Here is a 14,821-nt window from a genome sequence, read left to right as displayed (position 1 = left end):
ATCCATAGCGAAGGCATTTACTGGCTCTGTGCCCCAAGGTTTCCATGCCCGCCCGTGATGACGCACGCTTTGCGCCCCGATCCGCTGGCGGTTACGCCCGCAGTCTCTCATCTGTCGGTGGAGAGTGCGGACGATTAATCGCTGAGAAAGACTGGTCGCAGACCGAACTGGGCGACATCGAGAGCTGGCCCGCCTGCCTGAAGACCTGTGTCAGTCTGATTGTCGCTTCGCATGTACCCATGACATTGGTGTGGGGCGCGGCGGGTTCGCTGATTTACAATGACGGCTATGCTGAAATTTCAGCGGGTCGCCACCCCGAAATCCTGGGGATGGATGTTCGGAAGGCGTGGCCAGAAGCTTCTGATTTTAATGCCAATGTTGTTCGCAGTGGGCTGTCCGGGCAGACTCTGGCCTATCGCGATGTGCAGTTTGAGCTCAACCGGTCGGGAGAGCCCGAACAAATTTGGTTTGATATCGATTATTCGCCGGTGCGCGATGACAGCGGAAACCCAGTCGGTATTTTGGCCATTGTGGTCGAAACGACGCGCAAGGTCTTGCTCGAACGCGCTGCGACTGCCGAGCGCGAAAGTCAGGCGCGCTCTCTGCGCCATATGCCGGGTTTTGTGGCCATACTGGAGGGCCCCGACCACGTCTTTACCTATGTCAACGAGGCCTATCGCACCATTGCAGGGGAGCGCGACTATCCAGGCCATAGCGTACGGCAACTGTTTCCCGAGGTGGCGGATCAAGGCTTTTACGAACTGCTGGATCAGGTCTACAAAAGTGGGCAGCGCTTCAATTCGCGTAGCTTTCCTATCAACCTCTCCAATCAAACCGAAACCCGTTATTTGGACTTTATCTATCAGCCGATCTCTGACGAAAAGGGCGCGGTGACGGGCATCTTTGTTGGTGGCTACGATGTCACGGACCATAAGCACGCCGAGGACGCCCTGAAAGCGCTTAATGCGACGCTTGAAGAGCGGGTAACGCACGCCCTTGCCGAGCGCAAGATTCTTGCCGATGTGGTTGAAGCGACAGAAGCCTTCATCCACGTCATTGACACCGACTATAACTGGCGGGCCATCAATCACGCCACCGTTGGTGAGTTTCAGCGCCTGTTCGGGGTCACGCCGCACGTGGGCGACAACATGCTTGAGTTACTGGCCGGTCACCCCAAGGCGGTTACTCATGTGCGGACCCTTTGGGATCAGGCGCTGGCCGGAGAAAGCCCGGTTACCATTGAGGAGTTTGGCGGGGACACGGGTGAGCAGCGCGCCTATGAAATCCGTGCGGCGCCGCTTTATGGGGTCGATGGCGAGATTATTGGGGCCTATCAGTTTGCCTATGATGTGACGCAGCGGCTGGAGCAGGACGTCCTCCTGCTTCAAACCCTGCGCGAGCTTGAGGAGCGGGACCGGTTGTGGTCCCTGTCGCAGGACCCGTTCCTGATTACGGACAGTGAAGGACGCTGGCTAAAGGTCAGTGCCGCCTGGACCCATCTGCTGGGCTGGGCAGCCGAAGAACTGATCGGTCAAACCTCTCATTGGCTTGAGCACCCGGACGATCACGAAACGACCCGCGCGGAACTGCGGTCTCTGGCGGCGGGCGGCAGTACGTGGCGCTTTGAAAATCGGCTGCGTGGCCGCGACGGTCAGTACCGCACCTTTTCGTGGACGGCGAACGAGGAAAACGGACTCGTCTATTGCGTCGCCCGCGATATTAGCGGCGACATCAAACGTGCGCGCGAACTTGAAGACAGCCGCGATTTCGCCCGTCTGGCGCTGGGGGCTGTCGATGGTGTCGGCGTATGGACCTATGACGTCGCCAGCGACCTCTTCCATTATGATGAGGGGATCGCCAGCGTCTATGCGCTTGATCCCAAAGCGGGCGTGAGTGGTGTTAGCCGCAAGCTGTTCCTGTCTAATGTGCATCCCGATGACCGAGCTGCCCTGCGAACCACTATGGCCGAGGGGTTGACGCGCCACGGCGATATTGAACTCGAATACCGCCTGATCCATCCAGATGGCTCAGTCCGCTGGGTGTTGTCGCGCGGCCATACCTATTTTGAAAATGGACAACCGGTGCGTCGCACGGGCGTCGGCATCGATGTGACGGCCAAGCGCCAGCTTGAGGAGCAGTTGCGCCAATCGCAGAAGATGGAAGCAGTGGGTCAGCTGACGGGTGGGATCGCTCATGACTTCAATAATATGCTGGCGGTTGTTATGGGGTCACTTGAACTGCTAAAGCGCCGTATCGGCAGCGAAGACGTGCGTGCACGTCACTATGTGACGCAAGGGCTGGAAGGGGCAAAGCGCGCCGCCAACTTAACTCAGCGCCTGTTAGCGTTCTCACGTCAGCAGCCCCTGAGGCCCGAAACAGTCAACGTCAATCGCTTGGTTGGCGGGATGTCGGACTTGCTGGCCCATTCGCTGGGAGGGAGCATTCAGCTGGAGACCGTGCTGGCCGCCGGGGCGTGGCCGGTGCACGTCGATCCTAACCAGCTTGAGAATGTCCTGCTTAACTTGGGGGTCAATGCGCGCGATGCCATGCCCGACGGTGGGCGGCTGACCATAGAGACCCACAACGCGCACCTCGATTCACGTTATGTGGCCGAAGAGATCGGCATGGTAACCGGTCAGTATGTGCTGATCGCCGTCACTGATACAGGTTGCGGGATGCCGCCGGACGTCATCGCCCGTGCCTTTGACCCCTTCTTCACCACCAAGGGCGTGGGTAAGGGAACGGGGCTGGGCCTCAGTCAGGTTTATGGCTTCGTCAAACAGTCAAACGGCCACGTCCGCATTTATTCGGAGCCGGGACAGGGCACGACTGTCAAAATTTATCTACCGCGCCTGACAGGCGTGGATGTAGCTACACCTGCGCTTGGCCCGTCCGAGGGCGTGCTTTTGCCGGGGGAGGCACGTGACGTCATCCTGGTGGTTGATGATGAAGCCGTAGTGCGCCGCTTCAGTTGCGATGCCCTAAGCGAACTGGGCTACCGCGTGCTGGAAGCTGACTCGGCGGCTGAGGCGCTGCGGCTGCTGGACGTCCATCCGGAAATCCGGCTGCTGTTTACCGACATCGTAATGCCGGAGGTCAATGGCCGAAAGCTGGCCGATGCAGCCCAGAGGGCGCGGCCTGATCTGAAAGTCCTCTTTACCTCGGGCTATACGCGAAATGCCGTCGTGCACAATGGTGTGGTCGATGCCGGGGTCGAGCTTATCGGCAAGCCGTTTAGTATCGAAGAACTGGCGGCGCGGTTGCGCGAAATGCTGGATCGCAAGTGATAGGTCAGACAGGGACGCCGCCGCGTGTGCGGGGGCGTCCCTATCCGCTTTAGTTGTGAACCGCGCTCCACGTCAGGTCGGGGAGGGTAACCATTACCGATTGCGGCAGGTCATCGGCCGCCTGACCGAAAAGGACCTGATAGGTGCCTGCCCGGATGCGCCAGCTATTGTCCGCCACCTCATAGGTGGCCAGAAGACGCGGGTCTATCTTTTGCGTAAAGGTGCCAGACGTGGTGCCCGGCGCGACAGCACTCTTTCGGAAGGCGACAAGCCGTTTGGGGGCCTCCCAGCCGACGGCCTTATAGTTTGTCGGGGCGACATAGACCTGAATAACACCCTTGCCGGCGGTCTTGCCGGTATTGCGGATTGCGGCGGAGATGGTCAGTTCGCCCTTTTCGACCGTGGCCTTGGCATCAGTGACGGCAAAGGTCGTGTAGCTCAGGCCGTGCCCGAACGCGAACAGAGGCGTGTAGCCCTTCACATCGTACCACTTATACCCGATGGCCGCGCCTTCGTGATAGGTAATGTTGACCGCAACACCGTCCGGCTTGCCAAAGCCCGGAATGGTGGGATGCGCCAGTTGGTCATTCGAGGCCGGGAAGCTGATCGGCAGATGGCCGGACGGATTAACCTTGCCGGTCAGAAGCCGCGAAATGGCTTCCCCGCCCCGTATACCGGGATAGAAGGCCTGAAGGATCGCGCCGACATCGTCCTTCCATGGCATGAAAATGGCCCCGCCGGACTGCACCACTACTATAGTGCGTGGATTTGCGGCCGCCACGGCCGCTACCAAAGCGTCCTGATTTCCCTTCAACTCCAGCGTCCCGTCCATGCCTTCGCCCATCCACTGGGTAACAAAGACGATCGCGACCTCTGACGATTTGGCCAGAGCCACAGCGGCGGCAATGTCCTCACCCCCGGCATAGACAATCTTTGCCTTGGGCAGATCGGCCTTAAGCGCTTCGACCGGAGAGGAAGGCATGTAGGTGACCGGACCGGGCCAGGATTTGGGCTCCAGTTGTCCTTCGAGCGGGTTGCCACCCACCGGCGTCACACCAGATGAACCACCTCCCGATATGACGCCCTTGTCGGCGTGAGCGCCGATCATCGCCACCGATTTCACGCCGCTGAGCGGCAGCAGATTGCCCTCGTTTTTGAGTAGCACCAGCGACTCTTCGGCCGCCTTTTGCGAAACAACGGCATTGGCCTTGAAATCAATCGAACCCACCTTGGGCGGGTTGTCAAAGACGCCGGTAGAGAAGAGCGGCCAAAGGACGCGTTGCGCCATGTCATCGAGGCGCTTTTGCGAAATATCGCCCTTTTCCATCGCGGCCTTGACATTAATGGGTGCAAAATAGGGCTGACGGTCGCCGCAGCACGGGAAGCCGGTGAACTGATCGAGCCCGTAATTGGCCGAGTCAACGGTGGAATGGACAGCGCCCCAATCGGCCATTACATAGCCTTTGAACCCCCAGTCCTGTTTAAGCGTCTTGTTCAGCAGATACTCGTTTTCGCAGGCCCAGCGGCCGTTGACTAGGTTATAGGCGCACATGGCCGAACCAGGATTGGACTGTTCAAGGATGAATTCGAAGGCTAGCAAATCTGACTGACGCATGGCTTCGGGGGAAATGGTCACATTGACCGTTGTGCGCTGGCTTTCCTGATCGTTCACGGCAAAATGCTTTAGGGTCGAGACCATGTGCTGTGACTGAATGCCATTGATTAGCCCAGAAGCCATCTGCCCGGCCAGCCAGGGGTCTTCACCGACATACTCGAAATTGCGGCCATTGCGCGGTTCTCGCGCTAGATTTGCCCCGCCAGCCAGAAAGGTGTTGAACCCCGAAAGGCGTGCTTCTTGGGCGATCATGCGGCCTCCCGCCTCGGTGACGGCGGGATCAAAGCTGGCCGCGGTCGCCAAAGACGAGGGCAGCGCGGTGCGCGCCATGCCCTGAACCCGCACGCCAATTGAGGCGTCGGTCTGCCATTGGGCGGGAATCCCCAGACGCGGGATTGCCGGCACATAGCCTGCCGACCCGCGGATATGCTCCTTGTTCACCAGCGCCTTGATCTCAGGCGAGACGATGGAGTCGGGCTGTTTAGCCAGCTGGTCTGGATCGGTGAAGCTGAGGATGAGGGTTAGCTTTTCGTCGAGAGTCATGGCTGCAACGGCGGCTTTAGCGCGTTCGTCTGGCGATTTCGACTTGTCGAACCACGCCTGAGTTTGCGCCAGCGCGACACTCGACACCCCTGTTAATAGAAGGGCGGTTGCCACCATCCATCTTAAACGCATGTGTTTACTCCCCTTGTCTTGGATATTGCGGCTACGCTAACCGCATTTTGAGACTTCGGGAAGGCGCGGGGCGTTTTTACCGGGTAATTCAAAAATGCATCGGCGGCGGTAAACAGGCAAACTTAAATAATATTCAACGCCTTAAGTATTTTTGGCGACAGGCGCTGATTCATTCGAGCCATATCTGCCCACGGATCGGCCTTGCGCCGTCCGAGATGAGCAGGTGTGTTCTCCAAGGTGAAACCTGCCGGATCGAGGTCGCGGCTGAGTGCCTTCCAATCTATCGGCATCGCCACGGGCGCACCGGGACGCGCGCGGACAGCATAGGGAGCCACGGCGGTGGCGGTGAAGTCATTGCGCAGGTAATCGATAAAGACTCGGCCTTTGCGCTTGGATTTTGATGCTTGCGCCACAAAGCGTCTCGGGCTGTCGTGCGTCATGGATTCCGCCACGGCACGCGTAAAGGCTTTGATGGCGCTCCAGTCGTACTGGGGTTGAATAGGGATGACCACGTGCAATCCCTTGCCACCCGTGGTTTTGAGGAAACTCTGGAGGTCGAACTCGGTCATACGCTCGCGCACCTCAGCCGCCCCGGCCACCACGTCGGCCCAGTCCGCTTCCGGATCGGGGTCGAGATCGAAGATCAGGCGGTCGGGACGGTTGGGCGTGGTGGCCATGCAGCCCCGGGGGTGTATCTCCATCACGCCCCATTGCATCAGGCTGATCAGGCCGTGAGCGTCCGTAATCATTATGTAATCGTCTTCGCGGCCATTGACCGGAAGACCGGTATCGTTGACGTGCGGGATGGCGGCCTGGGTGAGGTGGCGTTGGAAAAAACATTGTCCGCCAATGCCTTGTGGGCAGCGGATCGTTGAGATGGGACGCCCGGCAATGTGCGGCAGGATATGGTCGGCGACGCTGAGATAATACTCAGCCACGTCCTTCTTGGTGATATCCGTGCCGGGAAAAACGACGCGGTCTGGCGACGAGATCGCGACCCCACCGACCACGTCTGTCGGGGATTTTTCTGATGCGGGGGCCCGGCGCTTGGGCTTGCGAGCCGCAGGTACGTCCTCGGCTTTGCGCACTTCAGTTGGGCTGAGTGGGCGGTCGCGGTGGATGTCCTGCGGCGGCTTGTCTTCACGCAGGCCTTGAAACGAGGGGTGGCGCAAGCGGCCATCTGAAGTCCATTCGCCGAACTGCACCTCGGCGACAAGGTGCGGCGCGACCCAATGCGCCCCGCGTTTAAATTCTGGCGGAATATCACTGAACGGATGATATTTTTGAGCGATCAGGTCCAGTCTGCGGCGCAGGTCGATGGCGCTGTCGAGAGTAAAACCCGTCCCCACCTTACCGGCATAGGTCAGGCGGCCCTCCTGAAAATAGCCGATCAGCAAAGCCCCAATCCCCTTACTGCCGGCCTTGGGGAGGGTGAACCCACCGATAACGAATTCCTGCCGCTTGTGGCACTTGACCTTCAGCCATGCACGGTTGCGCCCTGAGTGGTAAGGCGCATTGGCGCGTTTACAGATCAGGCCTTCCTGATCCAACGCGCAGAGCCGGTCCTTCAGATCAGCGGCATCCTTCGTAAAATGTTCGCTGTAGTGAACACGTCCGCCGAAATGATTGCCATTAAACAGCCTTTGCAGTCTGGCCTTACGTGACACGAGCGGAAGGGCGCGCAAGTCCTCGCCGTCGCTGTGCAGAAGATCGAAGACATAAAATTGCAATGGCACATCGGCTTCTCCGGCCAGGGTGGCCTGGAGGGTCTTGAAATCCGCACGGCCCCCCTCGTCCACGGCGACGATCTCACCATCAAGTATAGCGCTGGTGACCGGCATCTGCGCCAAATAGTCAGGCAGTGGACGAAAGCGGTGCGTCCAGTCCAGGCCCGTGCGTGTCAGAAGTCGCACCTCGCCATTTTCGATCAGGGCCTGCGTTCGGTAACCATCGAACTTGATCTCATGCACCCAGTCCTTACCTTTGGGGACCGCGACGGCGAGGGTTGCCAACTCCGGCTCTATAAATTCAAGCATTGATTTGGACTGCTTGCGTTTCGGCGGCTCGTCCCTGGTTCGTGATGTCCAAACACGTTGGGTGTTCGTGGCGATCTCCTCCATTCGACGTCCCGTGGTGATGCTGGTCGCCTGGGTTTCCAGCCACGCCTCGGCCGCATCGTCGCGTGCCGCCGCATCATCGTGTTTGATCAGCAACCAGTTGGCGCGATCAGGGCCTTTTGGTCGTGGCTTCATGCGCACTAGTGCCCATTCGCCGCTGAGCCGCTTGCCGTGGAGTACGAATTTGAGACTGCCCGCCTTCAGCCCCTTATGCGGGTCGTCCAATGGTTCCCAAGTCCCTTCGTCCCACATCATCACCGTCCCGCCACCGTACTGGCCCTTTGGAATGATGCCCTCAAAGGTTCCGTAGGCGACGGGGTGGTCCTCCACCTCAACCGCCAGTCGCTTGTCCTGCGGGTTTGGGCTGGGGCCGCGAGTAACCGCCCACGATTTCAGCACCCCGTCCAGCTCAAGTCGGAAATCATAGTGCAGGCGCCTGGCATCGTGCTTCTGGATCAAGAAGCGTTGGCCGCTCTTACGTCCCGGCTTGCCCTCCGGCTCGGCGGTTTTGGCAAAGTCGCGCTTTTTGTTATATAGGTCGAGACCCATCTAGCTTGCCTTCTTGCGGGTACCAGTCTTTGCCGGGGACTTCTTACGTTTGGCCGGCGTTTTGCGCTTCGGCTTTACTTCATTTGGGCGCGGCGGCGGTTCTTTCAGGCTCTTGCGCAAGGCATCCATCAGGTTGATGACCTTGGCCGCCGGCTGGTCGTTTTCAACCGCTACCGGTTCGCGGTTTTCGACCTTGGCCTCAATGAGCTCCTGCAAGGCTTCGCGGTAATGGTCGTGGAAACGGCCCGGATCAAACTTCGCGGTTTTTCGCTTGATCAGTTCGCGCGCCAGATCGAGTTCCTCCGAGGCTGCTGCCTTTTCCGTGATGTCGTCGAAATAGGGGTCGGAGTCGCGCAACTCGTCTTCATAACGGAGGGTTTGCAGGATCAGGCCCGATCCACACGGGCGGATCGTGCACAAGCGCTCACGACCGGCTATGGCCAGTTGCCCTATGCCGGTCGTCTTTGAATGCCTCAGCGCGTCGCGAATAACTGCAAAGGTCTGTTCGTCAGCGTCTTTCTGCGGCGCAACAAAATAGGGTGTGTCGAAATAGAGATCGTCAATCTCTTCGGCGGGCACGAACTGCACGATATCGAGCGTGCGCGAGGAGGGAATCTTTAAATCCTTGATCTCGTCGGTCTCGATGAGGACGTACTGCCCCTTTTGGACCTCATACCCTTTGATGATTTCGTCGCGTTCAACCTCGGTACCGTCTTCGGTGACATTGAGACGGTGCACGCGCTCGCCCGTTTTACGATAAATTTCCTTCAGCGGAATCTGACGCGAACGGTTGAGCGCTGAATAGACATTTACGGGGAGGGTGACGAGCGACAGCCTTAAATTACCGCTCCAGTACGGGCGAAGCGCCATAACCGACCTCCGGATTAGGAGGTCAGCCTACTACAATGACGCATAAGACCGCACTGCGCGGCTTTAGGCTAGGCGTAAAATTGTGCTTAGTCTAACGCCCGACGAGCCAATTCGATGGCCCCCAACACCCCAGCACGATCGCCGAGATGTGCTGCCTGAATGTAGCTGTCCATACTAGAGGCGGATTCCAGTGCCTCGAGATAGCCATTCAGCAGCCGGTGGCAGATCTCTCTAGACGCCCGCAGGACCGGCTCGTTCAACCCCACACCTCCCCCCACCAGAATTCGCTGCGTCGACGTGATGAGAGACAGGTTGCAGAACAACTGCCCCAGATAGTCACCCACTATGCCCCAGACGGGATGTTCGGGCGAGAGCGTTTCGGCCTTCTGTCCGGTGCGCGCTTCGATGGCCGGGCCGCAGCTTAGGCCTTCGCAGCAATCGCTGTGGAAGGGGCAATGACCGGCATAGCTGTCGTCCGGGTGGCGGCGCACGCGGATATGCCCGCCTTCGGGGTGCAACAGGCCGTGCACCGGCTGATCAGCGACGACCAGCCCGACACCCAGACCCGTCCCCACCGTCACATAAACGAAGGTATCGAGGTCTTTGGCCCCGCCCCAGCGTTTTTCACCCAAGGCCGCCCCATTGACGTCAGTATCGAGGCCAACCGGCACTTCAGGATAGGCTTCGGTCAGGGGGCTCAGCAGGTCGAAGCCGCTCCAGCCCGGTTTGGGCGTCTTGCGGAAGCGGCCATAGGTGGGGCTCTGGGGATTGACGTCGATGGGGCCGAAACTGGCTATGCCGATGGCGTCGAAGTCGCGCCCTTGCGATAGGGTGTCCAGCGCCCGCAGCACCTCCGGCCACGTCTCTTGCGGAGCGCGCGTGGGGATGCGCAGGGTCTGAAGGTCGTCGGGGCCGGAACCGGCAGCGACATTCACCTTGGTGCCTCCCACTTCAAGGGCTGCGAAATAGGGCATGATCAGGCCTCTTCGATAAACCAGCGCAGTCCATAGGCCGGAAGCGTGTCGCCGTCAGGGCCGATCAGCATACGGCCTGTGACGTTTTGGGTGACGGCCTCGGCGCTGAAATTGGCAACACAGACAAACCGACCGGCCGCGAGCGGGCGTTCGATTATCAAAACCCGCTCATCAACATCGGTGCGCACGGTCTGTCCCGGTGTGAAAGCGAGCCCCGACAGCGTGTCCGCCAATTGCCGGTGGAAGCTGTACATGTCGTGTTCGACAGAGCCGGGGGCGTGGCGGCGCTCGGCTCTGGCCCAGTCCATCACCGGACGATGCAGCCAGCGCACCTCATCCTTCAGGTCCGGGTCATCGCGATAGGCATCGAAGTTTTGCAACCCAATTTCATCGCCCATATACAGCAGCGGGACACCTTCCAGCGCGTAGGTGAGGCCGTACAGCAGTTTGAGGCGCGCGGCCATCTGCGGATCGTCTTTGCCGCCGCACAGGCTGGCCGCCATGCCACAGCTGGAGGCCGGGAAGCCTTCCGGGGCCTGAAACGCCTCGCCCTTTGCATAGGAGCCGTTGCCGGCAAAAAAGTCGGACCAGTGTTTGAGGCGTTCTGGCGCGGCCGTATCGGACAGGGCCAGCCAGATGATGTCGTCATGGCAGCGCACATAGTTCAGCCAGTGGCCATGCCCCGGCTTTTCTCCGGCGCGCTCAATCGTGGTCTTGAGCAAATCGGCTTTCTGATCGGCCAAGGCGCCCCAAAGGGCGGTCATTACGCCGTTGTTATAGGCCAGATCGCATTCGCGCGCCGACGGCGTACCAAAAAATGGGAGGACTGAAGCCTGCGATTCGATGGCTTCAGCCAACAGGAAGGTCGAAGGGGCCACAAGGGTCAGCAGGGCGCGTAGCGCCTGAAGGATCAGGTGCGTTTCCGGCAGGTTGCGGCTGATCGTGCCCTTGCGTTTCCACAGGTACGCCGTGGAATCGAGGCGGAAGCCTTCCACCCCGGCATTGGCCAGAAAGAATAGGCTGTCGGCCATCTCGATGAACACACGCGGATTGGCGTAGTTCAGATCCCACTGGAACGGATAGAAGGTCGTCCACACATAGCCCCCAGCTTCGGCGTCATAGGTGAAGCTGCCCGGCGCGGTGTCCGGGAAGACGTCCTGAAGCGCCGTTTCCCATTCGGCGACCTCATCCGCCGAATCGAGTACGATATAGAAGTCGGCAAAGGCCGGGTCACCGGCCATCATCTTCTGCGCCCAGGGGTGTTCGCGCGCCGTGTGATTGCACACCATGTCGAGCACCAGCGACATATCGCGTACCCGCAGCTCAGCCGCCAACGCCCGCAACTCCTCCATGCTCCCCAGACGCGGATCGACCTCGCGATAATCGGCCACGGCAAAGCCGCCGTCCGAATTGCCTTCGCGCGGTTTCAACAGGGGCAGGGGGTGGAAGATGCCGACCTTGAGGCCTTCGAGGTAGTCGAGGTGCTGCGCCGTGCCTTCAAGCGTACCAGCAAACCGGTCGATATAGGTACAATAGGCAGAGCGGCCTGGTTTAAGGAACCAATTGGGCGTATCGGCGCGTGCGATATCGAGTTGACGCAGGGCGGCGGGCCGTGCGCCGCGCGCATCGGCCACGCGGGCTTTCAGTTCGCTGAGGCAGTGTTGAAAGCGGGGATCGCCACCATAAAGCGTGCGCAGGCAGGCCTCCGCCTGACGCCAAAGCGGGTCGCAGGACAGATCGGCAGAGGCATGAATCGTATCGGGCATCATTGCGCTTTCCGAAAAGTGTAACGCACTTTTCGGATAAAAAGCGCGCTAACATCAAAAATATAGAGCGATATTTTGGTTCAATCTGAACGCAATCCGCTCTGGGGTTCCCGGTCTGAAAAAGCGGGCCGCCGTACACACGTCGGCGGCCCAGGGGTAGGGAAGAGGGATCGCAACCGCGTCCTGCCTTAGATACATATAGAATGAAAAGGATTACAAGAAAAATTTCTTTGAGCTCATGCAATTTGACGAACTTGTTGGGCTTAGCTGTGACAAATATGCCAAAACACAGCTCATTTAGTCCGGAATCGGTGATTTCCGAAAGAATTGACTTGAAAACGTTTACAATAAGTGATGTTTTCGGAGCCAGGCCCGGAGCGGGACTCAAAGATCCCGTCCGGATGATATGAAAAATGCGGAGCCAGGTGCTTCATCAGGAGGAATAGTATGTCTAAATCGATATGGACGACCGGCGGGGTTTCGTTTGTGGCGCTTATGGCGGTACTGGGCGCGCCAGCGATGGCGCAGGATCAGTCTGCCGATTCGGGCGTCACCGAAGTGATCGTCACCGGCGTGGCGCGAAAGGCTAACAAGCTCGACACGTCGATCTCGGTTAGCGCCATTCAGGTTGAGGACATGCAGAAGTTCGCGCCGCGTTCGGCCGCCGAAGTCTTCCGCAATATCCCCGGCGTACGCTCCGAATCGACCGGCGGTGAAGGCAATGCCAATATCGCTGTGCGCGGCCTACCGGTCGCGGCGGGCGGAGCCAAGTTCCTTCAGTTGCAGGAAGACGGCCTGCCGGTTCTGGAATTCGGCGATATTGCCTTCGGCAATGCGGACATCTTTCTGCGTACCGATCTGACGGTGGGTCGCGTCGAAGCCATCCGGGGCGGCACGGCCTCGACCCTGGCATCCAATTCGCCCGGCGGTATCATTAATGTCATCTCAAAGACCGGTGCGAAGGAAGGCGGCACGCTGCAACTCACGCAAGGTATCGACTTCGGTCAAACCCGCGGTGATTTTGAATTTGGCGGCGCACTGTCGGACAAGATCGACTTCCATATCGGCGGTTTCTATCGCTCCGGCGAAGGGCCGCGCAAGGCGGGTTACACCGCCAATCAGGGCGGGCAGATCAAGGCCAATATCACTCGCAAGTTCGATAACGGCTTCCTGCGTCTGGGCGTAAAATATCTGAATGACAAGGCCATTGGCTACCTGCCTATGCCCATGAAGGTGACGGGCACCAATGGCGATCCGAAATGGTCGTCGGCACCGGGGCTGGACGCCAAGTCCGACACCATCCACTCGGCCTATTTCATGCAGGACGCCGGCCTTAACGGCAGCAACAACCGCTCTTTGACCAATGTACGCGACGGTATGGCCCCGAAAAGCCTCGTCTTCAATGGTGAAGCGCAGTTCGAAGTAGGCGGCGGCTGGACGCTGAACGACAAATTCCGTTTCGCCAAGACCGAAGCCAACTTCATCGCGCCGTTCCCGGCGACGGTAGGCACCTCGGCGGAGATTGTGTCGGGTATCAACGCGGCTCTCGGCACAGCAGGGACGCGCCTTGTGGTGGCCAATGGGCCAAATGCCGGTTCGACCTTCACGGGCCTGGCCATGATCATGCACACCTTTAATACGCGCCTGAACAGCCTCGATAACTCGGCCAACGACCTCAAACTGCAAAAGACGTTTGACGCTCTGGGTTCGAAGATCGACCTGACCTTTGGTCTCTACAATTCGTCGCAGACCATCAATATGGACTGGGTGTGGAACAGCTATGCGATGGAAGTGGCTGGTGACAATGCGCGCCTGCTCAACCTCTATGCCGGCAACACTAACCTGTCGCAAAACGGACTGTTTGCCTATGGCGTGCCGGTGTGGGGCAACTGCTGCACCCGTCATTATGATGTGCAGTACGACATTGTGGCCCCCTATGTTATCGCCAGCGGCGAGTGGGGCAAGCTGACGCTCGAAGCCTCGGTACGTCAGGACGAAGGCAAGGCGCGCGGCACCTACGCGGCCTCGACCCAGATGACCAATTTTGACGTCAACGGCGACGGCGTGATTTCCAATCCGGAAAAGAGCGTCTCGTTCGTGAATTACGCGGCGGCTAAGCCGGTCAATTATAACTGGAGCTACACCTCCTATTCGCTTGGGGCCAACTATCGCGCCACGGACAACCTGTCCTACTTCGCCCGTTATTCCAAGGGCGCGCGCGCCAATGCTGACCGCCTGTTGTTCGGTAAGGTGCGCGACGACGGTTCGGTATCGCGTGAAGACGCCATCGACTTCGTCAAGCAGACCGAGGCCGGTTTAAAGTACCGCAGCGGCCCGCTTAGTGTCTTCGTGACGGCCTTTGCCGCGGAAACTGAGGAGCAGAATTTCGAAGCTACCTCGCAGAAGTTCTTTGACCGAGTGTACGAGGCCAAGGGCATCGAGTTTGAAGGTGCCTATCGTATCGGTAACCTAAGCCTGAACGGCGGGGCCACTTACACCAAGGCCGAGATTACCAAGGACGCCCTGAGCCCGACCGCGGTCGGCAAGCGTCCGCGCCGTCAGGCCGAATGGGTGTTCCAGTTCACACCGACCTACAAGATGGAAAAGCTGGAGTTCGGGGCTAACTTTGTCGGTACGACCGACGCCTATGCGCAGGACGATAACCAATTGGTCATGCCAGGCTACGTGCAGACGAACCTGTTTGCTGATTACAACCTGACACACGACCTGACCGTTTCACTGAACGTCAATAATGCCTTCGACGTTCTCGGGATCACCGAGGTCGAAGAAGGGGCGATCACCAATAATGCGACGAACTATGTGCGCGCCCGCGCCATCAATGGCCGCACCTCAACGATCAGTCTGAAGTATCGGTTCTGATAACCTCATGCCAAAAAGTGCGCACCACCTTTTGGGTACAAATGAGTTGTCAAAAAGTGCCTTGGCGTGAAGGCATCGGGAGCAGGTC

At 59.1% G+C, this 14,821-nt stretch carries 7 protein-coding genes; 2 read left to right on the top strand and 5 right to left on the bottom strand.

Annotated elements, in window-relative coordinates:
* Nucleotides 1-44 precede the first annotated feature (44 nt).
* Nucleotides 45-3,287 carry a PAS domain-containing hybrid sensor histidine kinase/response regulator gene (locus ASTEX_RS19840; protein WP_013478876.1) on the top strand — a complete coding sequence of 1,081 codons (3,243 nt, stop codon included), beginning with the start codon at nucleotides 45-47 and terminating at the stop codon, nucleotides 3,285-3,287.
* A gap of 49 nt (nucleotides 3,288-3,336) precedes the next feature.
* Here the strand turns inward: ASTEX_RS19840 and ASTEX_RS06830 are convergent, their stop codons facing one another.
* The 5 genes from ASTEX_RS06830 to ASTEX_RS06810 all read right to left on the bottom strand — a co-directional run bounded on the left by ASTEX_RS06830 (nucleotide 3,337) and on the right by ASTEX_RS06810 (nucleotide 11,856).
* Nucleotides 3,337-5,577: a glycoside hydrolase family 3 protein gene (locus ASTEX_RS06830; RefSeq protein ID WP_013478875.1), complete on the bottom strand. Its 2,241-nt coding sequence runs from the start codon at nucleotides 5,575-5,577 to the stop codon at nucleotides 3,337-3,339.
* A gap of 122 nt (nucleotides 5,578-5,699) precedes the next feature.
* Nucleotides 5,700-8,243: a DNA ligase D gene (gene ligD / locus ASTEX_RS06825; protein ID WP_013478874.1), complete on the bottom strand. Its 2,544-nt coding sequence runs from the start codon at nucleotides 8,241-8,243 to the stop codon at nucleotides 5,700-5,702.
* Entirely contained in the window at nucleotides 8,244-9,113 is an 870-nt protein-coding gene (gene ku / locus ASTEX_RS06820; protein ID WP_013478873.1) for a non-homologous end joining protein Ku, read from the bottom strand.
* Between the two features lie 86 nt (nucleotides 9,114-9,199).
* Nucleotides 9,200-10,087 (bottom strand): ROK family protein, encoded by an 888-nt coding sequence (locus ASTEX_RS06815; RefSeq protein ID WP_013478872.1) that lies wholly within the window; start codon nucleotides 10,085-10,087, stop codon nucleotides 9,200-9,202.
* 2 nt (nucleotides 10,088-10,089) lie between these two features.
* Nucleotides 10,090-11,856 carry an amylosucrase gene (locus tag ASTEX_RS06810; RefSeq protein WP_013478871.1) on the bottom strand — a complete coding sequence of 589 codons (1,767 nt, stop codon included), beginning with the start codon at nucleotides 11,854-11,856 and terminating at the stop codon, nucleotides 10,090-10,092.
* A gap of 444 nt (nucleotides 11,857-12,300) precedes the next feature.
* On the opposite strand from ASTEX_RS06810, the gene ASTEX_RS06805 reads away from it, so the two are divergent.
* Entirely contained in the window at nucleotides 12,301-14,733 is a 2,433-nt protein-coding gene (locus tag ASTEX_RS06805; RefSeq protein WP_013478870.1) for a TonB-dependent siderophore receptor, read from the top strand.
* Nucleotides 14,734-14,821: the final 88 nt, after the last annotated feature.

This window comes from Asticcacaulis excentricus CB 48 (genome assembly GCF_000175215.2).
In the GTDB taxonomy this organism is placed as follows: domain Bacteria; phylum Pseudomonadota; class Alphaproteobacteria; order Caulobacterales; family Caulobacteraceae; genus Asticcacaulis; species Asticcacaulis excentricus.
Note: the sequence above shows the minus strand (reverse complement) of the source record. Positions and strands in the feature narration are given on the sequence as shown.

Coding starts and splice junctions, on each gene's coding strand:
- ASTEX_RS19840 (WP_013478876.1), top strand. CDS start 45: ATGCCCGCCCGTGATGACGCACGCTTTGCGCCCCGATCCGCTGGCGGT.
- ASTEX_RS06830 (WP_013478875.1), bottom strand. CDS start 5,577: ATGCGTTTAAGATGGATGGTGGCAACCGCCCTTCTATTAACAGGGGTG.
- ligD (WP_013478874.1), bottom strand. CDS start 8,243: ATGGGTCTCGACCTATATAACAAAAAGCGCGACTTTGCCAAAACCGCC.
- ku (WP_013478873.1), bottom strand. CDS start 9,113: ATGGCGCTTCGCCCGTACTGGAGCGGTAATTTAAGGCTGTCGCTCGTC.
- ASTEX_RS06815 (WP_013478872.1), bottom strand. CDS start 10,087: ATGCCCTATTTCGCAGCCCTTGAAGTGGGAGGCACCAAGGTGAATGTC.
- ASTEX_RS06810 (WP_013478871.1), bottom strand. CDS start 11,856: ATGATGCCCGATACGATTCATGCCTCTGCCGATCTGTCCTGCGACCCG.
- ASTEX_RS06805 (WP_013478870.1), top strand. CDS start 12,301: ATGTCTAAATCGATATGGACGACCGGCGGGGTTTCGTTTGTGGCGCTT.